Raw genomic sequence first — 24,706 nt, 5'->3', positions numbered from 1 at the left:
ATTATTTTACCGAAGTTCTCCGGTTTTTTCCATAGCCAGTACTGCCGCAGCCACACAGGCGGTTTCAGTACGCAGAGCCCGCTTTCCCAGGGAGAGCCGGGCAAAACCGGCGGTCTCCAGAAGGTCCCGCTCCCGGTCGGACCAGCCACGCTCCGGACCGATGGCTAAAACCACGGGACACTGACGGATAGGCAGGTTCGCCATGGCCCCCACGGGCCGCACATTGTCCGGCGCTATGAGGAAAGTATCGCCGGGCGTCTTTTTCCAGGGCTGTTCCTCCAGCCAGGCTTCCAGGTTTGGGTAGGTGGATAAGGATGGGATGGTGGTATCCCGGGCCTGGACCGCCCCTTCAATAAGGGCTGCCCGGGCGCCGCCGTCGGTAAGCAGCTTGGTGTCCCGGTAGCTTTTTTCGCCCAGGTCGGTCCCCATAAGGTCCACCGCTAAGAGGCCCAGGTTGGAAAGGTCCCGCAGGAGCCGGCGGAGCTGTATAGGACGGGGAAAGCCCACAGCGATTCGTATGGGCAGCCGGGGAGGAGGGTCCATCGGTAAATCCAGGGAATAGGTCAGGGCTCCATCGGAACTGATCGACTCGATCCTGCCGGTACCCAGATGGCCCCCCAGGATACCCGCGTCAAAGGAATCGCCGGGCTTTTTATGCAGCACCTTGAGCAGATGGACAGTCCGTTCATCCCGTTTAGGGAGACTTTTCCCCGCCTCGTGGGGTTCAAAGAGGATGATATTCACCATTGCTCCAAATTATAAATATCCTATCTGTTTCCGGTACGCAGCAATATAGGGCGCCAGCCGTTCCCGTTTTTCTCCGGGATAGGTTTCGTAAAAAACACCTCCCACGGTAAAACAGGCGAAGCCCCCGGCGGCGGTCCCAAGGATACAGGCTTCCCGGAGATCGATTTTATTTTTTGGCGCCAGGGCTAACTGTTCCGCAATACCGGCGATAATGCCCCCGGCAAAGTTATCCCCGCAGCCGGTGGTATCCCCCTTTCGCTCGGGGAAACTAGCCAGCTCCCGGTTGACTTCTTCGCAGACCGGCAGGGTTTGTGTTTCCAGGGGACTGCATATCCCCTTTCCCGCAGCAATCCTGATAGACCTCGCCCCTTCGGTAATCAGTACCGCCCCGGTTCCCCGGGAAAGAAACCAAGCCGCCGCATCCTCCGATGTGGAACAGCCGGATGTTTTCAAGGCTTCGTCCCGGTCGGCAATGAGCACATCAATAAAGGGATAGGCGTCGTCCCCGGTCCCGAGTTTCCACTTCCGGCCCGGGGCGTTGATTTCACTGCGGTAATCATAAACCAGATTCACCACCGTTACTGCGTCATTTTCCCGGGCCCGCTTGAGGAGCCCCGTAAGACCGTCATGAATGGACGGCGTCAGAGCGGTTCCGCCAAAGGCAATTATATTCGCATCGAAGAAAGCATCTTCCAAATAATCGGGATCAAAATTACAGGCTGCCCCTAAAAGGTTGATAAAGGTCCGCTCTCCGTGGCCGTTATCGTAATGGGGGTCCGAAAGCACATCTGTCCGGGGGGTGGCGCCCGGTTTTGTTACCAGCCGGTACTTCCGGAAGGGCAGCCGGGAAAGGGCGGCTTCCACAAGGTTCCCCGTATCGTCATTGCCCCGGCACCCGAAAAAAAACACATCGGCGCCTTCGCCCAGGACCTGGGCGGCGTGGGTTAGGGATACCACCGAAGGCCCCCCAAGGTTATAGGAAGCATGGGTAATGCCGTTGCTTATATCCATCAGGGCGCTTTCGTAGGGCTTTCCCATGAACCGTTCAAAGTCTTCGGCAAAAACCAGGTGTCCCGGATGAAGTCCGCCGTCCCCATCCTGCCGGGAAAGGGCCTGATGAAAAGCGGGGGCGGAAAAATCAATCGAAGGGTATAAAAAATCCATTAGGCAGCAGCCGGTTCCATGAATAATCATTCTATCCTTCCATTTTTCAACAGATCTATTACTTTTTTATCAATAACAGTATTACTGTCTAATCCGGATACATTCTGTAGTATTTCTGCAAACTGAACGGTTCCTGTATCTCCGGAAATAAATTCCGATCGGAACTGGGCATCTGCGGGAAAGGGGAGACCCTTTTCATCCGCCGCAGCAAAGTTCAGCGCCGCCTTATACACCGCCGCAATTGCGCCAAAGGGAACATTGTGTTTAGCGCAGAGCAGCATGGCCCCTACCAGGCGATCCTCCCGGCTTAGCTTTCGGCGCAGATCCCGGCCCACCCGGTGTACCGTATCCCCCAAGGCGGAGTTCTTAAACCGGGAAAGGAGATCCTCAATATGATCCCGGAGATCCTGCCGGCTGTAGGATTTGGGATATTCTAAAACCAGGGCATCGGCCGCCTCGTTCATGGCCGCCCTGACCCCTTGTTCAACCCCTTCCAACTTTAATGCTCCGGAAATAAACGGTTCCCTGGGGTCCTTTTGATATCCCAGATAGGCCGTTGCGGCATGGCCCAAATTATGGACAAAAAGCTTTCTATCCACGTATGCTTCTATGGGTTCCACCGGACACAGACCCGCTATTTCCGGCAGGGGACCCTTAAAGCCCTTCTTATCCAGGATCAGGGTTTCGTATTCCTCCGCAAAAAGCCGGAGCGAATCCTCCGCCAGATCTTCCTTCCGCATGAGGGGTACCATTTTTCCAATGCTGGTCTCCACCAGGCCCACCAGGCGCGAAAAGGGATACTCCGGACCCAGTTCCCGGGTAAGGATATTCCGGAAGAGCTCCGGGGCAGACCGGTCATTTTCAGCGATAATAATATCCAGAGGCCGTTCCGGATCCTTTTTAAAGCGCTTTTCAAGGCCCCGGGCCAGAACCGGCAGCACCTTGGGAAGGGCGTTCTTGCCTACGCTGGTGGCGGCTATATCCGCATCAGCGATCTCCGTGCTGACAAGCTCAATATCCCGGCCGTCAACCGCCCGCACCGGCCCAATGCTTCGGCTTTCATCGGCCTTTCCATCCCGCTTGATTACCACCGTATAATATCGTTCCTGATTGAGTCGGGAAACCAGGACGGGATCCACATCGACAAAGACCACTTCCCAGGCAGCACGGGAAAACAAGGCTCCGATAAAAGAACGGCCGATATTGCCTCCGCCAAATTGCACAAATTTCATAATACGCCCTTTCCGTAGAAATAATTACTATTCTAACCCCGGTTACCCGGTAAATCAATGCTGCTTTTTGTCCCCTTGCCCATGTGTATTATGGAGAGTAAACTATGAATATAGAGGATGTCCATGCAGTTTAGGTCTACCCGGTCAAATGATCCCCTGGTTTCTTTTAAAGATGCAATTCTTCAATGTCTCCCCATGGACGGCGGGCTGTATGTTCCCGCTTCAGTATTAGATATGCGGCAGTATGTTCTCTATATGGATACCGAGACCAGCTATCCGGAATTGGTCGCCACGGTGGCGCCAGCCCTGCTGCAGGGGGAGCTAAACCCCTTGTCTGCGGCCCGGGTAGCGGAAAGCGCCTTTGATTTTGAACCGGAGCTAAAGCAACTGGACGATAATTTTTCCGTTTTAACCCTTTGTAACGGACCTACCGGCGTCTTTAAAGATTATGGCATTGCTTTTTTAGCGGCGGTTATGGAGGAGCTCCTTAAAAACGACCAGCGGGCCATGATACTCTCTGCGGCCAGACAGGATACGGGGGTCAGCATAGCCCATGCCTTTTCCCAACGTAAGGGTATGATTTCGGTTATACTCTATCCTTCCGGTCCGGTCCGGGGTTTGGACCCCAAGTCCTATATCACCAATGGCGGTAATGTCATTCCCATTCAGATTAAGGGTACCTTTGACGACTGCCAGCGTCTTATTCTTGAGGCTATAAACGACCGGCCTTTTGCGGAACGGTATGGGATTACCTGCGCAAATGCGATTAATCCGGGTCGTCTTCTTCCTCAGGTTTTCTACTATTTTTATGCCTTTATCAAACTGAAAAAAATCCTTAAGGGAGAGCTGATATTCAGTGTACCCACGGGGAATTTTGGCAATTTGATCGCCGGGCTCTATGCCTGGAAAATGGGAATGCCCGTGAACGGCTTCATCGCCGCCATGAATGCTAATAATGCTTTTGGGGACTATATCAAGGGTAAGGACTTTAAGCCGGGGAAACTGATTCAGACCAATTCACCGGCCCTGGATGTAAGCGTCCCCTCAAACTATGAAAGGCTGGCATCTTTTTATAAGGAAGCTCCGGCGGTAATGCGGAATATGGTATTTCCCGATGCCATTGATGACCGGACAACCTTAGCCGCTATGGAAAAGGCCTGGAAGGACTATCATATCCTGCTGGATCCCCACGGTGCGGTAGCCTTTGCCGCCGCCCGGCGTTTATCCCAAACCGCTGGGTTTAACGGCCATGTGGTGGTCCTGGCCACGGGGCATCCGGCAAAACATGCCGATTTGGTTTTGCAGGCCACGGGCCAACAACTTGATATACCGGAAAAATTTTCCAATCTCTGGAAAAAAACTGATCCCATGGCAACTATTTCACCCCAACTTGATGCTCTTGAAGGCGCCATAGCCAGTTGCTGTTAATTTTCTAAAGGGGGCTGCTATGAAGATTCGAAACTATATATTTGGTTTATGTATAACACTGATAGTTTTACTGCTTCCCTTCAACGCAGCGGCTGAGGAATCTTCTGCCGAGGCTGCAGATTCCCCCCCGGAAGCAGTCGCGGACGGCGAGGCCGCTCTCAAAGATGCGGCGGCCGTGGGGATAATTCTGGATCAAACGATACCTGAGGCATCGGCAGGAACTGCCGTTCCGGATGCGGCATCCCACAAGGGGATCCTCGGGAATGCAGAAACACTGGGTGAGAATATAAAAAATGCCATCGAAGTGGATAACGGTTTTAAGCTGAATATCCTAATGCGCCTAGGAATTGCGGCGGCAATCATAATTGCCCAGGCCCTGTTTATACGGCTCATCTGGTATTTTTTTAAGTGGTTTCAGGGAAAGCTTACGATTTATGGGAGCAAACACTTTAAATCCCTGACCGTAAAAAAGTTCCATATCATGGATACCAAGCAGATACTGAACATACTTTTTACCCTATTAAAAATAGCTAAATATATTGTTACCGCCTTTCAGCTGTACCTTACCATTCCTATTGTATTCAGTCTGTTTACCCTGACCAAAAATCTAGCGGATAAATTATTCGGGTATGTTCTGAACCCCCTTAAAGACATCGGCCTTGGGATACTCGGTTATATTCCCAATGTTTTTACCATCGCAATTATCGTCATCATAACCAGATATGTAATTCAGACTCTCAAATTTTTCGCCCTTCGTATTGAAAAAGAAAGGCTGGTGATACCGGGTTTCTACGCCGACTGGGCCAGGCCTACCTTTAATATTTTACGGATCCTTTTATACGCCTTCATGGTGGCCATTATTTATCCCTATCTTCCCGGGGCCGAGTCTAATGCCTTCCAGGGAGTTTCCGTATTTGTGGGTATCATCGTTTCCCTGGGGTCCAGCTCCGCCATTGGAAACATGGTAGCCGGGATGGTGATTACCTATATGCGGCCATTTAAAATCGGAGACCGGATACAGCTCAACGATACGGTGGGCTTTGTGGTGGAGAAGTCGGCCATGGTTACCAGGATTATCACCCATAAGAATGAGTACGTTACTTTTCCTAATTTGATGGTCCTGTCCTCTAAAATCGTAAACTACCATACCTCCTCCACAGAAAACGAGGAAGGGCTGATCCTTCATGCGGAAGTTACCATGGGCTATGCGGTGCCCTGGCCCCAGGTACACGAGATTCTCCTTGCCGCCGCAAAAAAGACCGCTCTAACAGAAGAAAAGCCCGGTCCGTATGTATTACAAACCGCCCTGGATGATTATTACGCCCGGTACCAGATCAATGTATATACCAAGGCGGTAGAAAAAGTACCGGCCATCTACTCGGAGCTGTATCAAAACCTGCAGGATGGGTTCACCGAGGCGGGGATAAGCCTGACGGCGCCGGCTTACCAGATACGGCTGCCGCCTGAATCCTCCGCCGATCCTCAAACTCCCTCGCGTAAACGAGTTTTTGATTCCCCTCCGGAAGCGGGGAAGTAGGGTGGACAAAGAATTAGAAAATAGTATAATAGGGCATAGATGGAAATAATAAAAAATAGTTAATGTAATTAATTAAAAAACAATTGTTAGAAGGAAATCCATAAATTATGAAAATAATAGCAATTATATTTCAAATTTTTGGCAGCTTGGGATTCTTGCTGTACGGCATGAAGCTAATGAGTGACGGTATTCAAAAAAGCGCCGGGCAAACATTACACCGTGTTTTGAGCTTTATGACAAACAACCGTGTGATGGCGGTTTTAACCGGCGCCCTTATTACGCTTATCATTCAGTCTTCAAGCGCCTCAACGGTCATGGTCGTTTCTTTTGTCAATGCGGGAATTCTGACCCTTGAACAGTCCATAGGGGTAATTTTCGGCGCAAACATCGGAACAACCGGAACGGCATGGATTGTTTCACTTATTGGGTTTAAATTTAACATCACCGCCTTTGCGATTCCGGCATTTGGTATCGGTTTTCTTTTAATAACCCTAAAGCGCCTTCACCTGGAAAATTTAGGTGAAACCCTCATGGGTTTTTCGCTTCTTTTTTTAGGGCTGGAATGGTTGTCTGAGGCTATACCGGATTTAAACACCGATACTTTGCAGGTATTTTTATCGGGGATAGCAAGCTCAGGTGTAAAGGGTCTGCTTATTGGCGTCCTTGTGGGAGCGGTTGTTACCGCAATCGTCAATTCATCAAGCGCGGTAACCGCAATAATTATTACCATGGCCTATAACGGCTTGCTCACCTGGGAATTTGCCGCGGCACTGACGTTGGGCAGCAACATCGGTACCACAACAGACGCTCCTCTTGCTTCAATCGGCGCATTGGTAAACGCACGGCGCGCAGCGTTGGTACATGTTTTGTTTAACGTTTCCGGAACCATAATCGCCTGCTTATTTTTTAAACCCCTGCTTGCCCTGGTCGATTTTATTACACCGGGAACGGTGGAATCATCAATAGGAATTCACATTGCAATGTTCCATACCGTATTTAACGTTTTTTCTACAATTATTTTCCTGCCCTTTGTGAAACAAATAGCCCTATTTACCCAAAAAATTATCAAGGCCAATAACAGCGTAGAAATTCCCAGTGAATATCACCTTGAATTTATTTCGTCCGGTATAAAGGACAGCGGAGAAGCGCACATAATCCGTGTGGAGAAAGAAATAGCCGATATGACAATGGTCGTAAATACTATGTTTAAAGTTCTTAGGGAAGGATTTGTAGACTTAACGGATCAATTCGTTGAAAAAAAAATAGATATACTAGAAAAACAGGAAAATTATGCCGATCAGATGAAAGAGGAGATCTCAAACTATTTATTAAAATGCTCTGAATTATCTATAAACAAAAAAACAAAAAACAATATCCCTTTGTTGATCACCATTGTAAGCGACCTTGAAAATATGACGGATGATTGTTTTACCGTTGCAATGTTATTAAAACGCAGTCTTGAGAAGAAGATATCCTTTGAAAAAGCCGATTTTGAACGTCTTTTACCATATGCGGATATTACCAAAAAGTTTTTAGATTTCATTACGGTACATATTAACCGGCATTTGACCGGAGAAGAATTAAAAGAAGCAAAGGAATTTGAAATTCAAATTGATAGTCTTCGAAAGGAATTTAAGAAAATCGCTAAGAAACGGCTTAAAAACGGCGCTAATGTTAAAGCGGAGTTATTGTATATTGATCTTGTACGAAAAATAGAAAAAATCGGCGATTACGCATTCAGTATTTCTAAGAACCTTGCAAAAATTCAATAATTGATTTTGAAAAGATCCGGTCGATTACATTAATAAATTCCCATATAGCCGGGGGTGATAATTCAATATCCCCGGATGCTCCGTTTTCCCATCTTTTTTCCGTCTGCGGACCGGTATGGGTTACGGCGATTCCGCAGGTAGCTCTGATAGGCGGCGCTGCTTTCATAGTAGCCGTCCAGGCCCTTGAAGGACGAGGACTCGTCACAGCGGTAGAGTTCCAGCAGGGTAGGGAACAGGGGGGATTCCAAAATTTCCTGGGTTCTGATTAGGGGCAGCCTGGGCAAGGCCGCGGGGAGCATATGGTTTTTTACCAGGTAGTAAATATCTTCGATAAGCGGGGGATCGAATTCCAGGCGTTCCAGAAATTTCCGGGCCGCCCTGGCGCCCAACTCTGCATGACCATCGAAACGGCGGCTTCCGGAAGAGACTGCCAGGGGCTTCCCTACATCGTGGAGCAAAAGCCCCAGGGAAAGACGGAGATCGTAGGCCGAATGATTATGGGCCGTTTGGCCATTTCCCGAACTAGGGCCATGCCCTACAGTTTTCCGGTATCGAAAGGTTTCCAGGGTGTGCTTCCATACATTGCCTTCGGGATGGAATTCTTTGGAGTGATCCACGTCATCCAGAATAGCGAGTTCCGGCCAAAACTCCCGGATGAAACCGGCGGCCTTGAGAAGTTCCAGCCCCAGATCCGGACGTGGGGACACCAGGATGCCTGTTAGGAGGAGCCGTTGCGCTTCAGGTTTAGGCGTAAGACCCGGCTTAAGGGTATCCAGGAGCCGCAGAATTTTGACGATGGGTGGAGTGTGTGGATCAACGGTGGAATCCTCGTACTTGCCGTACCGGGCCAGGATGAGCGCGGCGTCCATGAGCGCCTGGTAACGATCGCCGCCGGGGGTAAGGCCGGTCCACCAGGGAGCGGAAACGGCGGGCTCGGGGATGGTGTTTTTTGGGGTGATGCCCCGGCCTTGGTCCCGTAGTTCCCGGATCAGGGGGTACATATCCAGGAGGTCCCGGAAACGTTTGGTTTTCCAATCCTGGGTTAGGGATAATAAGGTATAGGACGGATGGCGGATATCATCGGGATCAACACAGCGGAAGTACCAGCTTTGTCCATCCATATCCACCGCCCCATCGGCGATATCCGCGCCGGGAAAACGCAGCCCCTCCAGGAGCCGGGCCAATGCCGGAATATCGGCGCTGGTTTCCGCCAGGGTATAGGGCAAGGGGGCCAGTCTCATATAGCAATCCAGGGCGCTGAAACTATGAAGCCTTACCGAATAGCCTGCGGAAACAAGGGGGCCGAAGATTGCTGAATGGTCCATAAATTCAGTTTAGCACATCGACTTCCCTTGTAAAACCATCCGTGTTGGACGAAACCACTCGTCAGCGGGAATTGCAGCCCCTGCTTCTGATACGGGACAACTACGAGAAAACCATCCTTACCATGGACAAGACCTTCACCACTGATTACGAGGGAATACGGCTGCGGAATATCATCGACTTTTTGCTGGAGGCGCCATGAAACACGGTGTGATGAATAGGAGGCTCTTTGTGACTTCAGCAGTCCGGTTATGGGATGTACGATTGCTTTTACAATTTATTATCTATTACTTTACCTATTAATATTTTTCTATATTCCTTCTACCATCTAATACTAATAATATTTTTATTTTTTTGTTATCTTCATTTATTTTATAATATACTATCCATGGGTTTATTGTTAATTGATAAATATCATTTATTCCAATATCCTTTAATTCTGGGGATACCTTTGTTTTTATCTCATCAATTTGCAATAATTCTATTTCTTTATTAATTTTGTTAAATATTTTCCTTGCAGTATTTTCGTCGGCTCTTAAATAAAAATATTCTATAATTTCATTGAAGGAATCTTCCCCATCGGGAGTCCATTCTATTTTTCTCATTTTTTTATCTGCCGTAATGTTTTTTCAATTCTTTCCTTTACTTTCTCATGGGGTATTAATTTTCCATCTATTGCTGATTTTTCACTTAAATGTAATAATTTTGATAAAGCAACTGCATGAATTGTTTTTTCATAACTTTCTATATCCATTAAAACAGCCTTTGCTTCTCCATTTTGTGTAATTACAACAGGGGATCTTGAATCCCCAACATAATCCACAACCTCCGTAATATGGGCTTTTACATATGAAATTGGCTTTAAATCCTGTGTTAAATTTACCATAATACCCTCCGTAACCATATTACACTATTTTGTATTATTGGTCAATATATTGGTCAACATTTTAGCCAATATATTTCAATCGTATGCCGAATATTACTGAATGGTCCATAAATTCAGTTTAGCACATCTTCATTGTAATTGTCGTTAAGATACCGGGTGAATATCTCGGCACCCTTTGGATTTAAGTGCCCGATATCGCTGTATCCAAAATCCGGCAAGGGGAAATCAGAATAATCGAGGTAGTGGACACCTCTGTTTTCTAAATAACGGTGATAGTAATACCTGGCCAATTCCGGATTTCCATATTTTTCCGGCATATACGTAGGGGTATTGATCAAAACCAAGGTTATGCCGTTCTCCTCACACAGATCAATGATCTTCATCAAGTATTGGGATATTTGTAATTCCGTGTTTATCTCCTTATGTTTCACGTTTTCTTGATCTTCTGCGCTATCTTCATTAGGTATATTATTACTATTCGAATTTTTAAAACCGCCGATGTATAGATCTTTATAGCTAACTCTGCGGCGTATAATAAATTTTGCAATAGTTCTGACGTTTTTTAATGGCAATTTTAATATGGACCAATAAAAGTCCTTTCTATTTCTAAAAAAAGCAAATTCCTCAGCGGCAAACAATGTAATATATTTTGGGACAAACCTTACTATTCTATTATCTAAAATAGTCCGTCTGTAATCCTGGTTATTTAGAAAAACACTGCTGTGAAAAGACAACAGCAGCGTATCAATTTGGGGGTTATTTTTGATTAATTTTCTTAATTTGACATAAGAATACAGATAAGCGGTCGCACTTTCAGCCAGATTGACGGATTTAGTAAGAATACGGTCGTTAATTGCCCGTTCTGTATGAGAATCCCCTAGGATCAAAATGTTTTTATCCCTTGGCAGATTAAAACTTGCACTTGACACTATAAAGTAAGTCGCTCCAATAGAAAAACTCAGTACCCCTGCAACAATGGAGGTATATATCACAAATTTTTTGATGAATTTTTTCATATGTCCTCTCAAAATTGGAAATAGATGAATTCCTGCTGTGCGCCGCCTAATTCAACAATAACCATGGTGATACCTATAATGATGACCCATCGCAGCAATTTACTTTTTGGAAGTTTTTTAAGCCCGTATTCTTCGTCTCTGTTTATCCATTCGATACTGATAAGGATTATAATTGATATAAGGGCACCGACAATGCTGTATTTTGACACGATATTAAAAGCCGGTTTTTTAAAAATTGTTTTTGAAAATATTTTTGCTAAATAGCCCGCGCTGTCACGGATTGTATAGGAGCGAAAGAATATCCAGCCTATTACTGTCAGAAAAAAAGTACTAATGATCGATACCAGCTCTTTAAAACCAGGGAATGTTTTACCTGCCGCGGCAGTATCCTTGTTTTGACGGTTCCTTTTTAACAACATAAGGGGCAGAAAATAAAGGGCATTTATAAAGCCCCAGGCAATAAATGTCCAATTGGCGCCATGCCAGAATCCACTTACTAAAAAAATAATAAAAGTGTTTCTAATGCTTATAAGCGTATCCCGCTTGCTGCCTCCCAGGGGAATATAAACATAATCCCTGAACCAGGTGGTAAGGGATATATGCCATCTTCTCCAAAATTCTGCCATGTCCCGGGAAAAATAGGGGAACGCAAAATTTTTCATTAAGGTGACACCGAAAAGCTTGGATGTCCCTATGGCTATGTCGGAATAACCTGAAAAATCGCCGTATATCTGGAAAGCAAAAAGCACCGCCCCTAATAACAACGTACTGCCCGAATAGTTCTTATAATGGTCAAAAACCATATTTACATATACCGCGCAGTTATCGGCAATAACCATTTTTTTGAAAAAGCCCCACAAGATCTGCTTACAGCCGTCAGAAGCCTTCTCATAATTAAAAACCCTTTTTATATAAAACTGTGGCAGTAACTTTGCCGCCCGTTCTATGGGGCCTGCCACAAGCTGTGGGAAAAAAGCTACAAAAGCCGCAAAGGCGATAAAATTTTTTGTTGGCTCGAGTTTCTTTTTATATACATCAATTGAATAACTCATGGTTTGAAATGTATAAAAACTAATTCCCACCGGCAGGACGATATTTATATGCCTGAAGTTTATTGGTTTTCCAAAAAATGTAAATGCTGAAATAAAGCTATCAATAAAAAAATTGTAATACTTAAAGACCATAAGAAAAGTTAAGTTAACAAAAATACTTAGGGCCAAAAGAAATTTTCGCTTTTGTATATTCTGCTCGTTTAATAAGCCTAAACCGGTAAAAAAATCCGTAAGGGTACTGAAAAGCAGCAAAAATAAAAAACGCCAATCCCACCGGCCATAAAATATATAACTTGCTATAACGATCAATATATTTTGGGCTTTTAAGCTCTTTTTGGCGACAAACCAGTGTAAAAAGAAAACCAGTGGCAAAAAAACGGCGAAATCAAGAGAATTAAAAAGCATAATTACTTCTTAGGCCTTCCCGCCGAAAGCGCCCCCAGAAGTTCGTCAAGCTGGTACTCGGATTTTGCTTCCGCCTTGGCAAAGGTTTCGGCAAGGTCCGCTATCTTTGCAACCCGGTTCAGCCAGTTTTTGGCGGGCTCTGTCGAATCTGCTGCCTTTGTTTTGGCGGCGGCTTTTTTTAGCGGGCGCTTAACCGTTTCCAGGGCGCTGTCGCTTTCCAGGACTGTGAACAGGGGTGCGTAGAAAAGAACTTCCTCAAAGGCTTCCTTGTTGAACCATATGGTATCCTCAAAGATATTTACCCCCAGAAGCTTTCGGAAATCCTCCGCATGGTAATTGTCCAGGATAAGGGTTTCCGCTGGAGACAGAGTTTTGTCAACGGTTTTTGGAAGCGGTTTTTTCAATGCCGCAGCTTTTTTCTTTCCCGTGGTCTTTACTGGCTCCGTGGGAAAATCTGTTGAAAGCACAGGGCTGGTGCGGGCCAATACGGCCTTCATAATTTCCATGACCCGGTAGGCCTCGTCCCCGTTTATGCCGCTGCCAAAACATTCCCGCAGCTTCCGGTCCAGGGTCCAGTGATCCGAGAGGGCCTTGGCTTCAAGCCCGGAAGCTCCTGCGCCGATGATATTTCGCAGCAGTGATAGTGTTCCATAGGCATAGGCGAAGACTGCGATGGCCGGTCGGGCTATGATCTTTTCCCCCAGGCTCCGCAGAAAACGTATCGCCTGAGTATCAGCCTTGTGGGGTGTGCTGTATCCGTATTCCGTCAGGGTCTTCAGGCGGTCGAGGTAGGCGGCAAACTCTTTCCATATCTGTTCACCGGGTATTTTTTGGTAGGTCCATTCGGTGACAAAGGGATCGTACAGGGCGCCGTCAAGGAACTTTTCCGCAACGCTGATAAAGCTCAGGGCGGAATCTTTTAGGGAATCGATAAACTCCGCGATAGTAACACTGTTTTTGGCAGATTTTGACCGGGTGGATTTTGCTGCGCGGGGAACTTCGTTGCAAGTAGCGTCTTCCGCCGCCGGCTTTCCCGGTTTTTCAATGAGAATACTGAGCAGGGTATCCATATGGTCCCGCTTAAAGAGTTCGGTGAACCGGTAGTAAAGCTCACCAAGATAGATATCCTGGACCGCCGCGTGCACATCCTTGACGCCTCGGCCGTTGAGTTCCGCGTGAAGCCGGGCAAAACGTCCCCGCTTATCGTCTTCCACTTCGTGGATATCAATAAAGACCTGGGCTTCGTAGCCCTTGAGGGAAACAAAGAGCCCCCGTTCGGCGATTTCTTTGGAGGACCGGATATACCAGAGATCCTGCCGTTGTTCTTTGAGCAGGGCAAAAAAAGTACCCGATCCATGCAGGCCCAGGGATTGGCAGAGGCTGTCCTGGCGGAAACCGCCGTCTTTCTGGGGGATAGCCACCGCGCCCTTGTAGATCCAGCCGCCGGCTTCGGCATAGGCGTTGTTGAACAGCACCAAACTCCGGTCGTTACCGGCACTGTTGGAATAGGCAAACACATTTTCGTTCACCGAGCCCTGGGGGGTGTAAAGATCGTAGAGACAGAAATCGGCGCTTCCGGAATAAATATGGCGCTTCTTCATTAAGGGGAAGATTTCCCGTTCATGGCGATCCATCAGGTGGCGATCCGGCTTTTCATCCCGGTAAGCCCGGCGGTATTCCATGCCGTACTTTTCCTCAAAGCCCTCGATCTGGCCGTGGCCGAACATGGGGAGCCCCGGCATGGTTACCAGGAGGGTGGCAATGCCGAAGTACTTGTCCCCCTTGCCAAACTGGGCAACCGCAGTATCCTCATCGGGGTTGTTCATAAAGTTGACAAACCGTTTGAGAACCTCGGGATCAAACCCCAGGGTGTTTTTGATAGAAGCCCGGTATTTGGCGTTTTCTTCGTTTTTAAGCATGTTCATAAAGGCGGAGTTGTACACCCGGTGCATACCCAGTGTACGTACAAAGTACCCCTCCATCATCCAGAAGGCTTCCGCCAAAAGCAGGGTATGGGGAGCCTCTGCGGCACAGCGGTCCACCACTTCCCGCCAGAACTCGTTGGGGATACGGCGGTTAAATTCGTCTGCAGGAAGGGCGTGTTCGGCCCGGCTGGCTATGTCCCCGCCGTGTCCCGGTTCGGGGTACCAGAGCCGCTGGATATGCTTTTTGGCCAGGGTCATGGCCGCGTCAAAGCGGACTATGGAGAACTGCTGGCAGACCCCGATGATGGTGCGGATCACCGCTTCCCGGGCTTCGGGGTTCAGAAAGTCTATCTGTGCGGTATCGTTCCAGGGCATGGAGGTACCATCGTTACCGTGGTAGATGTAACGCACATCCCCGGTGTGGTGATCGATCCGTTTAAAAACCACCGCAGCGTCACTGCGGTTATAGTAATGGTCTTCAATCTGAACGGTAATACCATCCCGGTTGGAAAGGTTGCCGCCGTTAAACGTATAGGTAGGGAAAGGCGGGTAGCTGAGCTGAAGGAACCGGTCCGGATGTTCCATGACCCACCGGGAATCGATACCCGTGTGGTTGGGGACCATATCCGAACCAAGCCGTATACCCCGCTGGAAACAGCGTTCCCGAAGATTAGTCAGGGAACCCCATCCGCCCAGTTCCCCGGCGATGTCGTAGTCGTGGAGGCTATAGGCGCTGGCGGCGGCTTCGGGGTTTCCCGTCCACTGCTTAATAGTCTTAGAGGCGTTGCTCCGTTCCCAGAGGCCGATGAGCCAGAGCCCGGAAAAGCCCCGCCGGGCCAGTTCGTCCAATTCTTCGTCGGGGATCTGGTCCAACCGCTCAATGGGGCGGCCGTATTTTTTGGTCAGCTGATAGAGCCATACCAGGGTACTTTTTGCCATAAGCACCGTCCGGGGCATCCATTCCTGGTCCGGGCTGAACCGTTCGTATTCATCCAGCCCGTCGTAGGTATAGGCCTGGGTCGGTCCGGGGCCGAAAAACACGGGTTTATCCTCTTCCTTGATAACATCCAGGCCCATGAGAAGCCGGGCCATAAATTTCCCCAGCAGAATTCCCCATTTGTTCCGCATATATTCCAGCTGGCCGCTCAAGGTCGATGAAGCCAGAGCTGGGGCGCGAAGGAGGTCCCAGAGGTTCTGACCATCGGGACCAAAGGGGGGAGACTCCGTTAAATGGGCCCGCAGCACGGAAATCGCATCGGTATAGACCGTAGCGGTTTCCAGGTCCTTATCATCAAAGAGAAACGTAAAGGGGGTAAAGGCGGGGTTGAGGTTTGCCAGGGCCAGGAGCATCAGTTCCTCCAGGGCCAGGGATTTACAGCTCTCCCCTTCGTCTGTTCCCCGGAGATAGTCTATAACCGAAATTTTCCCGGCGTATACCCTTTGGGGCGGGAATTGGGCGCCAAAGGTTTCCAGAAGATGGGCGGTTTTTTCTTCCCCCAGGGACGTATTCAACCGCTCCAGGGCGGTTTCAAAGATGTCCTTTTGGATCTGCTGACGGTAGAGGGCAACTATAAAGTGAAGGATCTCGTCGATAAGGCCCATGGCATTAAGCTGTCCCGCCTTGATGATCCGTTCCGGATGGGCGGCGCCGTCCACCTTTGCGTTGAACTTCGCCGTAAGTTTCCGTACCTGCTGAAAATCCGCCAGGATTACGTTACCCCGGAGCGAAAAAAGGGCCGTATCAAGCCCATGCTCCATACGGACATCGTGACGAATATGAAACTCCATGGTAGCCCTCCGCTGCGCCGCCCATCCATCCTGAAAGGAAGTACCGATAGTAATTTTTTGCATAGAGTTTCCTTCTTTAATTTTTCTTTTTCTTCGGTACAACGACAGCTAACTCCTGAATCGATTTGATCAAAGACTCATCCGTCCCGATCTCCTTAATAGTCGCGGGAAGGCGATAGGTCCAGTTGAATTCGTTGACGTTACCGGGCACGTTGATCCGTTCCGATGCGGGATCCTCGGCATACCACTTGGTGGAAAGGTGAAGCAGGTCCTGGATCTGGAAGACCCGGAAACGGGATGCAGCAGCAGCGGCCTTGGAAAGGACAATCTTTGCCGTACCGGGATTATACACCTTCGGCAGGGAAGGAACCCCCAGGAAGGCGCTGAAGCCGTCCTGATCCGCTTCCCGGTCCCACCATTCCCGCAGGGTAGAGCTGTCATGAACCGAGGGGGTACATACGCTTAGTTCCGGGTACTCGTCGAAGGCATAGTAGGGCTGGCCCGGTTTGTCCCATTCGCGGTGCCACCGGATAACCCGAAGCCCCAGAATCTTGAGTTTTGCCAGTACCCGGGGCACACAATCCGGAACCGCCCCCAGATCTTCCGCACAGGGGAGCATTTTGGAGGATTCAAGCAGCACCGAAAGGAGTTTTTTGCCTTGAGTTTCCCAGGTTTTTTCCGATTCTTCCTGCCGCCTTTTCAATAAATCCTCCAGGGTGTTCCGTTCGTCCCCCGAGAGGGATTTGTAGGCCCGGGATTCCCGGAAAAGCCATAGGGGGAAGAACTTTCCCTTTTCATATTCCAGGAAGAGCCGGTTCCGCCAAGCCCAGCGCAGATAGTTGGTTGCAGCCGGGTGCAGTCCCAGGTCGGTAATATCCTTCTCGCCCCTGATGGTTTTTTTGAAGAGCCACAGCTCCTCACTGCCGATACGTTCCAATACCGTGGAGAAGATCTTCTCCGCCTCCGGAGCGGCGGCGCCGGTATCTTTCAGGGCGTCCCAGACTTCTCCGGTAGGGACATGCGGCTGGGAAAGCCAGCGGATCCGGGCTTCATCAAAGTGAAGCTCATCGAAGTCCTTTTTGGTAACCGGAGTATAGGGCACATAGCGGCCCAAAATAGCGTTATCGAAGTTGTTTTCCCGCAGGGAGGACCAGATACGGAAGAAACCGAGCACATGGTCTATGCGGTAGGCATTGTAGTACTTCTCTGCGGTTTTAAGCCGCAGGCGCCACCAGGAATAATCGTCCTTAGCCTGGGCGGTCCAGTTATAGGTGGGGAAACCCCAGTTCTGTCCGTTGGCATTGTACATATCCGGGGGCGCCCCGGCGGAAAGCTCGGGATAGAAATATTCAGGGTGCGCCCAGACATCGCAGCTATCTTCGTTCATCAGAATGGGAAGGTCCCCTTCCAGAAGTATCCCCTCCTTGTTCAGGGCCTTTGCGGCTTTACTGAACTGGGTATCCAACGCCTCCTGGAGCCAGGCCCAAAAGAGATGGTCCTTCTGCTGTTTCTGGTCCTTCCAGAGGATCTGAATATCTTCGGGGGTCACGGTCCGGTGGGTTTTCCATTCTTTCCAGCTTTTTTCTTCGTTAAGCTCTTTAAGCCGGCGGTATACGGCATATTCCTTTACCCAGGGATTTTTATCGATCCAAGCGGCCAGGGAAGCCCCTGGTTTAGCCTTTGCAATTATACTTTTTTCGTTTGCCGCGTATATTTCCCGGAGCAGATCCATCTTTGCCCGGAGTATTTTGTAGTAGGGAAACCGGGGCTCCTTGTCAAATTTCTTTTTAAGGGTCGTAAGTTTTTCCGCAAATTCCGCGGCTTCGCCCAGATCCCCAATCCTAAGGTAGAGAGGATTGAGGGCAAAGGCGGTCAGAGAGCCATAGGGGGAACTTTCGTACCCCGTATCGTTTACAGGCAAGATCTGGATAAGGCCTATCCCTGTCCGGGCACACAGACCGGCAAATTCGACCAGATCCGGAAATTCTCCAACCCCAATGCTCTGTTCGCCACGGAGGGCTCCCACCGGGACGACCACACCAATAAGACGCCCTGTGGAAATTTCAGCGGCATTTTGTTCTTTTTGAGCTTTTGCCATAATGTCCTCCCGAAAATAATAAATAACTTCATATATAAGTAATACGTAAGTATAGTATTACCCATATATTGTGAAAATGAAAGATGTTCATGTGGCGCCCCCTATAAATATTTTGATAAAATGATTAGAATTTGACTGATCCTGGTATGTCAAGGCAATGGTATGAACAAGATACTTAAAGAAAAAATCCGGGAAGCCTATTCCTCGGTTCTCCCGATTTCCGTGATTGTTCTCGTGGCGAGCGTGGTGCTGGTACCCATGCCTACCGGTACTATCCTGATGTTCATAGTCGGCGCGGCCCTGCTTATCGTGGGAATGGGGTTTTTTACTCTTGGGGCGGATATGTCCATGATGCCCATGGGGGAAGGTATAGGGGTTCAGCTTACCAAGACCACTAAACTGATCCTGACCTTGGTTATCTGCTTTTTCATGGGGCTCATCATCACCATCGCCGAGCCGGACCTTCAAGTCTTGGCCGCCCAGGTACCTGCGGTTCCTCCACTACAGCTGATTTTGGCCGTTGCCATCGGGGTGGGGTTATTCCTGGCCTTGGCGATATTCCGTATCCTTTTTAAGATACGGCTTTCGGTGTTGCTCTTAATTTTTTACGGCATTTTGTTTGCGGTTATTATTTTTATCCCCATGATCCCCCGGTACAGCTTCCTGACCGACTTTATCCCCGTGGCCTTTGACTCCGGAGGGGTTACCACGGGCCCCATGACCGTACCCTTCATCCTGGCCATGGGTGTCGGCGTCGCCTCGGTACGGAGCGACAGGAACTCCCAGGACGACAGCTTTGGTCTGGTAGCCCTTTGCAGTATCGGCCCGATTCTGATGGTCCTTTTACTGGGGGTCTTCTTCAGGCCCAGCGGGGCGGATGTGGCGATCTTCGCCATTCCCGAGGTTAATACCTCCCGGGATGTGATCAAACACTTCGCCATTGAATTTCCCCGCTATACCGAGGATGTGTTCCTGGCCCTGGCGGCTATCGTGGTGTTCTTTATTATTTTCCAGCTTGTTTCCAACCGGTATAAAAAACACCAGATCGGCCGTATCCTTATCGGGTTTCTGTACACCTTCATCGGCCTGGTGGTATTCCTAACCGGGGTCAATGTAGGCTTTATCCCCGTGGGCCATTTCCTGGGGGAACAGTTGGCTTCCTCCCCTTTTAAGTGGATTCTGGTTCCCCTGAGCATTCTGATCGGGTACTATATCGTGGCGGCGGAACCTGCGGTCCATGTGTTGAATAAACAGGTCGAGGAGATTTCCCAGGGTACCATACCCCAAAAGGCCATGAAACAGGGGCTCTCCATCGGCATGGCCGCCGCCCTGGGTATCACCATGGTCCGTATCCTGGTGGGGATACCCATCATGTATATCCTGGTTCCCGGCTATGTCCTGGCCCTGGCCCTTACGTTCTTTGTTCCCAAGATTTTTACCGGTATTGCCTTTGACTCCGGCGGCGTGTGTTCCGGCCCCATGACCTCTACCTTCCTGCTGCCCCTGGCCATGGGGACCTGCCAGGGCGTTGGGGGGGACCTGATGAAAGATGCCTTCGGTATCGTTGCCATGATTGCCATGACCCCCCTGATTGTTATACAGATCATGGGATTGCTTTACGGCCATAAGATCAGGACCGCGACGAAACGTGCGGCAGCACAGGCCCTGGATAGCACCGGAGCCGGAGAGATTGTTGAATACGGAGTGGAGGGATCCTCTAATGATAGATAGTAATGGGGTAAGAATACCCCTGTTAAAATGTGTAATCTTTATCGTTGACTGGACTAAGGCCCGGGTGGTTACGGATATTTGTGAGCAGGAAAAGGTCCGGTTCCACTATATCGTTAAGGGCCGGGGTACCGCCAGTTCTGATATCCTGGACCTTTTGGGAATAGGTAGTACCGAGAAAGCGGTGATCATGTGTCTGGAACAGGATGTTGGGGTAGCGCCGCTTTTGAAGGAGGTTACCAAGAAGATTGGTCTCCACAACCCCGGCGCCGGGATTTCTTTTACCCTTCCTCTTTCGGGGATAAATCAGCCTATTTTGCAGGTTTTTAAGGTAAGTATAGAGAAGAACTTTAAAATTTCGTTAGAAGCGGAGGCGGAGAAAGTGATTTCCGAAACTAAATTCGATTTGATAGTGTCGGTGGTAAACCAGGGTTATAGCGATGAATTTATGGCCGTGGCCCGGGAAGCCGGGGCCACCGGCGGTACCGTGATTAATGCCCGCGGTATCGTTCATCAGGGGCCGGTTAAATTTTTCGGTATCTCCGTTCAGGACGAAAAAGAAATTATCACCATCCTGTCCACCCGTGAAAAGAAGGCGCCGATCATGCAGGCGGTAAGCCAGGCCTTTGGCATTTCCTCAAAAGCGGGGGGGATCATCTTTTCTCTGCCCGTGGATGGCGTGGCCGGCCTTGATTTAAAATAAATCGTTTTTTTAAAATATTGCATTAGTTCCATAGTAATGATATAGTATGTCTCATTGATAGCAAGATCCAGGGGGTTTTTTGATGCGTAGTAAGTTATATGCCGTTTTTACCGGAATACTCTGTTTTTGTGTAGTGGTTGCCTGTGAAATACCACAGTCAGTAAGCGTTAAAGGTCATCCGGGGGTATATCTTAACCTGGGCAGCCCCTTTGGGAGTGACAATACCCTGGTTGATAAGTTCCTTAATGTGGATGGCTTAAAGGACCAGTTGGGAGGGAATAATTCTACCAGCCGTATATATACGTATCGGGGCGATATCAATGCGACAGGTGATGACGGCGTTCAGACCTATTTGATAAGCTTCCCGTTAATTCCGGAGTTTACGGTGCCGTCGCCGTATGATGCACCGATAGATATACCATTAAGGGATGATAAGGGCAGCAAATTTTCGGGTACCATTCCAAACTTGGCTTTACACGAGATTACGAATTTCTTAGGGGGCGTTAGCTTTGATTCGGTTCCTGCGTATTTATATGTAGCCGGAATGACCAGCGGTACAATGACTCTAAGCTATACAATTTCCAAACAAACAACGACACTGCTGTCTGATGCTGGAATTGATGGTACAAACAATTTCATTACAACTGCATTTGTGGAGAAGGGAAAAAATGTTAAAACATGGGTTGATCCGCTGCCCGCTGATCCTACCACCGATCTTAATGTTGCATTTAATGCCAACTCTCCTGTCACCCTGGGTTTTGAAATTGATGGAACCGTTAAGACGGGCGCCTCGGTTAAGGTTGACCTGGTTATAAAATTGCCGTTAAAATTTTCCGTTCCTCTCAAAGATAAGAATAATATTTCACAGGAAGTAACGTTTAAAAATAAAGCTGGCATCAACACAACGTATGTTAAATTGAATTTGGATGCCCTCCCTAAGGGAGATGAAGATTTATTCGGCAGAAAGGGAGGGAGTGATAAGAAAGAGGACGATGATGATATATTTGAACAGTTAGATTTTGTGACAATATTGGTTAATAACATTGAGAACACCGCAATTGATAATCTATTTTTGGGAATACAACAAAAAAACCAAACCATATCTTTGAATAATAACCCCGACGCCGATTACGAAATAGAATTTGATGACCTTGAATTGAAGCCTCCCTTTAATCCCGGATTTCTGGTCCTTGTGGAAAAAGCGAATAACAGTATCATCATAAAACCCCAGGCAGATGGTACGGAATCTAAATTTGATTTTAAATTAGCCTTGGAAGCCCAAGCCGATTTAAACATACAATTGTAGGAGCGGCAAAAAATGAAGAAACTTTTATTGGTTTTTATTATATCGTTCTTGGCTTTGGGATTGTACGCACAGGAAACCGATGAGCCTGCGCTTGCTCAGGGAGAAGTTCCGGCGGATAGTGTTGTAGAAGAACTGGAGGCGGTTGCTGCGGAAAGCGCAGAAACCGCCCAGGCCCAAGCCTATGTTCAGGAACAAAATGAATGGGAAGCGGAACCGGAACCGAAAGGAAAAAAAACCGTCTTTGCCGTTGTGTTGGATTACTTTACGCTGCCGGGAACCACACGGCATAACGAAGCCATCCGGTATATTGATTTTGGGTTTAATGTAGGCGGAGGTTTTGGGAACAGCCTTATCGGTGGGAGCGATATCTTAAAAAAAGAGGTCGTTATTGATCTGGATAGCTGGAATGATAAAATAACGAGTAGTGGTGTCGATATCGGTTTTGATGCTTCTTTCCATCAATTTCTGGATGTTAATTTCAGAGAGAGCGGATGGGGTGCGGGGGAATTTGTTAATGTTGACGGCCGGGGTGACGTGAATCTGCCCAAATCCTTGTTTGATCTTTTATCCAAAGGGAATCTGGAGGGGGATCACAACATGTCCGGTGAATTTGCTGTTTCCGGCGCTGTATTCGCGGATGCGGGCTTTCGTTGGTACGGAACTTTCCTTAATAAAAAATTGCGGGTCGGTGTTGCTCCGGCTTACTATGTCCCCCTGGTATATGTTCCCAAGTCTACCCTGAAATATGAATTGGATGCCGAAAGCGGATTGTATGTTGAAGTCGGCGGTAATCTGGATTTATATAATATTTTTAGTGACTCTTCCACTCTGGGAGGGGGCGGTGATATTTCCTTGAACGGTGAATATGCGCTCTTCCCTATTATTGATGTGGGGGGCACGATTAGTCATATTCCTATTGTTCCCGCCAAATTAGCTAATGGTAAGAAGTTTAAAGTCAACGGTATAATGATAGATAAGAAAGACCAAAGTCTTTTTGATGGGATTGGCGATATCGGAGAAATTACAACGGAGGATGGCGAAGCAATTGACGACCGGTTTGTGGTACGTCCCCTGCGCTTTGATTTTTATGTTCTGTACCGGCCCTTCAGAAGGGACTTCCTGACTATTAAGCCGAGCATTGGGTTTACCGTTCTGAATCCCAGCGAGGAAGCGTATTTTAACGGCGCCCTTGAGGCTCAGCTGAACGTGGCTCGTATTCTCTTTGTTACCCTGGGTACCGGCGTGGAAGAGGGATACTGGCGGCATAAACTGGGATTTGCTGTTGATGCGCGGGTCTTCGAATTTGATATTACGGCCGGATTAAAATCCCAGGATTATCTTAAGAGTTATCAGTTAGGCGGAGCGGAAGTTACTGTTGGACTGAAATTTGGGTTCTAAGAGTCTGATCGACATGTATATACAATATTTAAGGAGGATAGGGTGAAGTATTTTGGAAAATTTGTCGTGGTTTTTGTTCTTTTTACTTTTATTGGGGTGGGGGTTTTTGCCCTTGAAATCAAAGGTACGGAGCCGAAGGTCACCGGACCGGGACAATATGCGGCTATTGTTGGTGCATTGAATAGTCAAATCAAAGAATCTTGGAATGATGCATTAGATGATCTTAACGAGGAGGTCGAAAAAATAGACCCAAAGCCCGAGAAACTCATAAAAGGTTTTGCGGATGCATCGGTATTTGCCAGCCATGGGGCCACCCAGCGGGGCTATGGGGAACCCGATCTCTTTACCTTTACCATAGGCTCCACGGTGGGCGTTAAGATAGGATCGAGCCTTAGTGGGCTTGGAGATTATTTTGATAGTATTGCCGACGAGTTGGAAGATGAGGGGGATCTTAGCCTGGGGCTTAATATTCAGGCGATAAGCGGACAGTTTAACCTTAATACATCACGCTGGCTTTTAGATGGTCTTGACCTTGGGTTCAGGTTCGGTATGTTTAAGCTGGATGATAATCTTATTGATGGCTTTGGTTTTAACACCCTGTCCCTCGGGGTGGTGGGTAACTATCAGCTGCTGAAGGAGCTAACCATTGTTCCCTTCTTGCTCAAGTGGCGGGGTCTCTCCCTGGGAACCGGGTTGATATATCAGAATACCAAGTTAAATTATAGCATGGATATAGACGTAGACCGCCAAGCAATAGGGCAGGTATCGGTTTCAGGTGTGACTGTTAATGGCGGTTATATTAACATTGATCCGAAGCTTGTCTTTGATATGACCACCAATACCGTTACCATACCCCTGGAGGCTACTACCGCCGTCCACCTTCTTTCGTTCCTAAATATCGCCCTGGGAGTAGGGGTGGATATTGCTTTTGGGGGAAACGATATGAACCTTAAGCTAAGCAGTGATGTTACCTTGGAAGAGGTAGCTCCCGGTACCGGTATTAAGCAGTCAACACCCGGAACACTCAGCGTATCCGGAGGCGGGGATGTGGCCCCAACTTTTTTCAACCCAAAACTTATGACCGGTATTGGGTTTAAGATAGGGCCGGTTATTCTTGATATTCCTGTTACCCTGTACTTCGGGGATGGAACCGGTCTTAACGCAGGCATTACCTTAGGGGTTTCTTTATAATTTTAAC

At 48.3% G+C, this 24,706-nt stretch carries 19 protein-coding genes; 9 read left to right on the top strand and 10 right to left on the bottom strand.

Annotation, left to right across the window (positions count from 1 at the left end; genetic code table 11):
- Positions 1 to 6: 6 nt before the first annotated feature.
- Genes TPRIMZ1_RS0103495 through TPRIMZ1_RS0103485 form a run of 3 tightly spaced genes read right to left on the bottom strand, consistent with a single transcriptional unit; the run spans position 7 to position 3,143 of the window.
- Entirely contained in the window at positions 7 to 747 is a 741-nt protein-coding gene (locus TPRIMZ1_RS0103495) for a 16S rRNA (uracil(1498)-N(3))-methyltransferase (RefSeq protein WP_010254739.1), read from the bottom strand.
- A gap of 9 nt (positions 748 to 756) precedes the next feature.
- The gene (locus TPRIMZ1_RS0103490; protein ID WP_010254736.1) at positions 757 to 1,941 is read right to left on the bottom strand and encodes a carbohydrate kinase family protein; all 1,185 of its coding nucleotides are present in this window, start codon (positions 1,939 to 1,941) and stop codon (positions 757 to 759) included.
- On the bottom strand, positions 1,938 to 3,143 hold the full coding sequence (locus TPRIMZ1_RS0103485) for a mannitol-1-phosphate 5-dehydrogenase (RefSeq protein WP_010254734.1): 1,206 nt from the start codon (positions 3,141 to 3,143) through the stop codon (positions 1,938 to 1,940). The genes TPRIMZ1_RS0103490 and TPRIMZ1_RS0103485 overlap by 4 nt, the downstream gene beginning before the upstream one ends.
- Positions 3,144 to 3,266: 123 nt before the next feature.
- On the opposite strand from TPRIMZ1_RS0103485, the gene thrC reads away from it, so the two are divergent.
- The 3 genes from thrC (at position 3,267) to TPRIMZ1_RS0103470 (ending at position 7,880) form a co-directional block, all read left to right on the top strand.
- A complete protein-coding gene (thrC, locus tag TPRIMZ1_RS0103480; protein ID WP_038077771.1) occupies positions 3,267 to 4,571 on the top strand; it encodes a threonine synthase in 1,305 nt (434 codons plus the stop codon).
- A 19-nt stretch (positions 4,572 to 4,590) separates the two neighbouring features.
- Positions 4,591 to 6,108: a mechanosensitive ion channel family protein gene (locus TPRIMZ1_RS18365; protein ID WP_010254730.1), complete on the top strand. Its 1,518-nt coding sequence runs from the start codon at positions 4,591 to 4,593 to the stop codon at positions 6,106 to 6,108.
- Positions 6,109 to 6,215: 107 nt separating this feature from the next.
- Positions 6,216 to 7,880, top strand: a complete 1,665-nt coding sequence (locus tag TPRIMZ1_RS0103470; protein WP_010254727.1) for a Na/Pi cotransporter family protein — start codon at positions 6,216 to 6,218, stop codon at positions 7,878 to 7,880.
- A 62-nt stretch (positions 7,881 to 7,942) separates the two neighbouring features.
- On the opposite strand, the gene TPRIMZ1_RS0103465 is transcribed toward TPRIMZ1_RS0103470, so the two are convergent.
- Entirely contained in the window at positions 7,943 to 9,205 is a 1,263-nt protein-coding gene (locus tag TPRIMZ1_RS0103465) for an HD domain-containing protein (protein ID WP_010254724.1), read from the bottom strand.
- Between the two features lie 44 nt (positions 9,206 to 9,249).
- On the opposite strand from TPRIMZ1_RS0103465, the gene TPRIMZ1_RS20395 reads away from it, so the two are divergent.
- A complete protein-coding gene (locus TPRIMZ1_RS20395; protein ID WP_157784172.1) occupies positions 9,250 to 9,405 on the top strand; it encodes a hypothetical protein in 156 nt (51 codons plus the stop codon).
- Between the two features lie 97 nt (positions 9,406 to 9,502).
- Here TPRIMZ1_RS20395 and TPRIMZ1_RS18360 read toward each other — a convergent pair whose 3' ends face one another.
- The 6 genes from TPRIMZ1_RS18360 to TPRIMZ1_RS0103430 all read right to left on the bottom strand — a co-directional run bounded on the left by TPRIMZ1_RS18360 (position 9,503) and on the right by TPRIMZ1_RS0103430 (position 18,373).
- Positions 9,503 to 9,808, bottom strand: coding sequence for a type II toxin-antitoxin system RelE/ParE family toxin (locus TPRIMZ1_RS18360; RefSeq protein WP_010254721.1), 306 nt, complete (start codon positions 9,806 to 9,808; stop codon positions 9,503 to 9,505).
- The gene (locus TPRIMZ1_RS0103450) at positions 9,805 to 10,089 is read right to left on the bottom strand and encodes a type II toxin-antitoxin system Phd/YefM family antitoxin (RefSeq protein WP_010254720.1); all 285 of its coding nucleotides are present in this window, start codon (positions 10,087 to 10,089) and stop codon (positions 9,805 to 9,807) included. The genes TPRIMZ1_RS18360 and TPRIMZ1_RS0103450 overlap by 4 nt, the downstream gene beginning before the upstream one ends.
- 113 nt (positions 10,090 to 10,202) lie before the next feature.
- On the bottom strand, positions 10,203 to 11,105 hold the full coding sequence (locus tag TPRIMZ1_RS0103445) for a hypothetical protein (protein WP_010254718.1): 903 nt from the start codon (positions 11,103 to 11,105) through the stop codon (positions 10,203 to 10,205).
- Positions 11,106 to 11,113: 8 nt separating this feature from the next.
- A complete protein-coding gene (locus TPRIMZ1_RS0103440; RefSeq protein WP_198429892.1) occupies positions 11,114 to 12,157 on the bottom strand; it encodes an MBOAT family O-acyltransferase in 1,044 nt (347 codons plus the stop codon).
- Between the two features lie 407 nt (positions 12,158 to 12,564).
- A complete protein-coding gene (locus tag TPRIMZ1_RS0103435; protein WP_010254715.1) occupies positions 12,565 to 16,338 on the bottom strand; it encodes an alpha-amylase family glycosyl hydrolase in 3,774 nt (1,257 codons plus the stop codon).
- 13 nt (positions 16,339 to 16,351) lie between these two features.
- The gene (locus TPRIMZ1_RS0103430; RefSeq protein ID WP_010254714.1) at positions 16,352 to 18,373 is read right to left on the bottom strand and encodes a 4-alpha-glucanotransferase; all 2,022 of its coding nucleotides are present in this window, start codon (positions 18,371 to 18,373) and stop codon (positions 16,352 to 16,354) included.
- A gap of 162 nt (positions 18,374 to 18,535) precedes the next feature.
- Between TPRIMZ1_RS0103430 and TPRIMZ1_RS0103425 the strand changes: the two genes are divergently transcribed.
- The 5 genes from TPRIMZ1_RS0103425 to TPRIMZ1_RS0103405 all read left to right on the top strand — a co-directional run bounded on the left by TPRIMZ1_RS0103425 (position 18,536) and on the right by TPRIMZ1_RS0103405 (position 24,699).
- Positions 18,536 to 20,104, top strand: a complete 1,569-nt coding sequence (locus tag TPRIMZ1_RS0103425; RefSeq protein ID WP_010254712.1) for a DUF1538 domain-containing protein — start codon at positions 18,536 to 18,538, stop codon at positions 20,102 to 20,104.
- Positions 20,094 to 20,804 carry a P-II family nitrogen regulator gene (locus TPRIMZ1_RS0103420; protein WP_010254711.1) on the top strand — a complete coding sequence of 237 codons (711 nt, stop codon included), beginning with the start codon at positions 20,094 to 20,096 and terminating at the stop codon, positions 20,802 to 20,804. The genes TPRIMZ1_RS0103425 and TPRIMZ1_RS0103420 overlap by 11 nt, the downstream gene beginning before the upstream one ends.
- Before the next feature lie 82 nt (positions 20,805 to 20,886).
- Positions 20,887 to 22,110 carry a hypothetical protein gene (locus tag TPRIMZ1_RS0103415; RefSeq protein WP_010254709.1) on the top strand — a complete coding sequence of 408 codons (1,224 nt, stop codon included), beginning with the start codon at positions 20,887 to 20,889 and terminating at the stop codon, positions 22,108 to 22,110.
- A gap of 12 nt (positions 22,111 to 22,122) precedes the next feature.
- Positions 22,123 to 23,508 (top strand): hypothetical protein, encoded by a 1,386-nt coding sequence (locus tag TPRIMZ1_RS0103410; protein ID WP_010254708.1) that lies wholly within the window; start codon positions 22,123 to 22,125, stop codon positions 23,506 to 23,508.
- Between the two features lie 42 nt (positions 23,509 to 23,550).
- Positions 23,551 to 24,699, top strand: coding sequence for an Lsa36 family surface (lipo)protein (locus tag TPRIMZ1_RS0103405; protein WP_010254707.1), 1,149 nt, complete (start codon positions 23,551 to 23,553; stop codon positions 24,697 to 24,699).
- Positions 24,700 to 24,706 lie beyond the last annotated feature (7 nt).

The sequence above is a fragment of the Treponema primitia ZAS-1 genome, assembly GCF_000297095.1.
GTDB lineage: Bacteria > Spirochaetota > Spirochaetia > Treponematales > Breznakiellaceae > Termitinema > Termitinema primitia_A.
Note: the sequence above shows the minus strand (reverse complement) of the source record. Positions and strands in the feature narration are given on the sequence as shown.

Bases quoted from the DNA above. Each gene is read 5' to 3' on its own strand.
- TPRIMZ1_RS0103415 (WP_010254709.1), top strand. From the start codon at position 20,887: ATGCGTAGTAAGTTATATGCCGTTTTTACCGGAATACTCTGTTTTTGT.
- TPRIMZ1_RS0103485 (WP_010254734.1), bottom strand. From the start codon at position 3,143: ATGAAATTTGTGCAATTTGGCGGAGGCAATATCGGCCGTTCTTTTATC.
- TPRIMZ1_RS0103430 (WP_010254714.1), bottom strand. From the start codon at position 18,373: ATGGCAAAAGCTCAAAAAGAACAAAATGCCGCTGAAATTTCCACAGGG.
- TPRIMZ1_RS0103490 (WP_010254736.1), bottom strand. From the start codon at position 1,941: ATGATTATTCATGGAACCGGCTGCTGCCTAATGGATTTTTTATACCCT.
- TPRIMZ1_RS0103470 (WP_010254727.1), top strand. From the start codon at position 6,216: ATGAAAATAATAGCAATTATATTTCAAATTTTTGGCAGCTTGGGATTC.
- TPRIMZ1_RS0103440 (WP_198429892.1), bottom strand. From the start codon at position 12,157: ATGAGTTATTCAATTGATGTATATAAAAAGAAACTCGAGCCAACAAAA.
- TPRIMZ1_RS0103465 (WP_010254724.1), bottom strand. From the start codon at position 9,205: ATGGACCATTCAGCAATCTTCGGCCCCCTTGTTTCCGCAGGCTATTCG.
- TPRIMZ1_RS0103450 (WP_010254720.1), bottom strand. From the start codon at position 10,089: ATGGTAAATTTAACACAGGATTTAAAGCCAATTTCATATGTAAAAGCC.
- TPRIMZ1_RS0103425 (WP_010254712.1), top strand. From the start codon at position 18,536: ATGAACAAGATACTTAAAGAAAAAATCCGGGAAGCCTATTCCTCGGTT.
- TPRIMZ1_RS0103420 (WP_010254711.1), top strand. From the start codon at position 20,094: ATGATAGATAGTAATGGGGTAAGAATACCCCTGTTAAAATGTGTAATC.
- TPRIMZ1_RS0103445 (WP_010254718.1), bottom strand. From the start codon at position 11,105: ATGAAAAAATTCATCAAAAAATTTGTGATATATACCTCCATTGTTGCA.
- TPRIMZ1_RS0103495 (WP_010254739.1), bottom strand. From the start codon at position 747: ATGGTGAATATCATCCTCTTTGAACCCCACGAGGCGGGGAAAAGTCTC.
- TPRIMZ1_RS0103435 (WP_010254715.1), bottom strand. From the start codon at position 16,338: ATGCAAAAAATTACTATCGGTACTTCCTTTCAGGATGGATGGGCGGCG.
- TPRIMZ1_RS0103410 (WP_010254708.1), top strand. From the start codon at position 22,123: ATGAAGAAACTTTTATTGGTTTTTATTATATCGTTCTTGGCTTTGGGA.
- TPRIMZ1_RS18360 (WP_010254721.1), bottom strand. From the start codon at position 9,808: ATGAGAAAAATAGAATGGACTCCCGATGGGGAAGATTCCTTCAATGAA.
- thrC (WP_038077771.1), top strand. From the start codon at position 3,267: ATGCAGTTTAGGTCTACCCGGTCAAATGATCCCCTGGTTTCTTTTAAA.
- TPRIMZ1_RS18365 (WP_010254730.1), top strand. From the start codon at position 4,591: ATGAAGATTCGAAACTATATATTTGGTTTATGTATAACACTGATAGTT.